This is a genomic window from Sporosarcina luteola (assembly GCF_023715535.1).
Classification (GTDB): domain Bacteria; phylum Bacillota; class Bacilli; order Bacillales_A; family Planococcaceae; genus Sporosarcina; species Sporosarcina luteola_B.
Genome location: NZ_JAMBOI010000065.1, coordinates 1 through 405, shown reverse-complemented (window position 1 = coordinate 405; position 405 = coordinate 1). Strand labels below are relative to the sequence as shown.

The 405-nt window shown below is 30.1% G+C and carries 2 protein-coding genes and 1 pseudogene; all 3 read right to left on the bottom strand.

Annotated elements, in window-relative coordinates:
- On the bottom strand, positions 1–85 hold an 85-nt coding region (locus tag M3191_RS18340), incomplete at its 3' end, for a hypothetical protein (protein ID WP_251701746.1).
- A gap of 10 nt (positions 86–95) precedes the next feature.
- Positions 96–212, bottom strand: coding sequence for a hypothetical protein (locus tag M3191_RS18335; protein WP_001789934.1), 117 nt, complete (start codon positions 210–212; stop codon positions 96–98).
- A 104-nt stretch (positions 213–316) separates the two neighbouring features.
- Positions 317–405 (bottom strand): annotated as a pseudogene (locus M3191_RS18330) (hypothetical protein); the annotation flags it as partial.

The window sequence follows — 405 nt, the reverse complement described above, 5'->3', positions numbered from 1 at the left end:
ATCTTACAGACATATCTCGCAATCCAGCATAAAAGCTTGCATACAAACCAGACGGACCGCCACCAATGATTGTAACATCTTTCATTATGTGCCTCCTATGACTCTCTATATTCATTTCTTTCATTAACGTGCTCAAATTGATAATTATTATCATTTAAAGCCATTATACTATTAATATTTATATTGTTAAAATAAATCGCATAGTTAGCCATGAATTATCAATAACTATCCCATCACAATATAAAAACACACCTTTCAAAGTAAGAAACAACAATGTTCCTTTGAAAGATGTGTATATTTTTTAGTTCTAGTTATATTATTTTTTAAAAGACTCATCACGTGGTTCTTTAAGAATTGCTTGTCTTAAAAGGAAAAATAGCAACAATAAACCTGCAAGCATACCTG

Coding starts and splice junctions, on each gene's coding strand:
- M3191_RS18335 (WP_001789934.1), bottom strand. CDS start 212: ATGGCTAACTATGCGATTTATTTTAACAATATAAATATTAATAGTATA.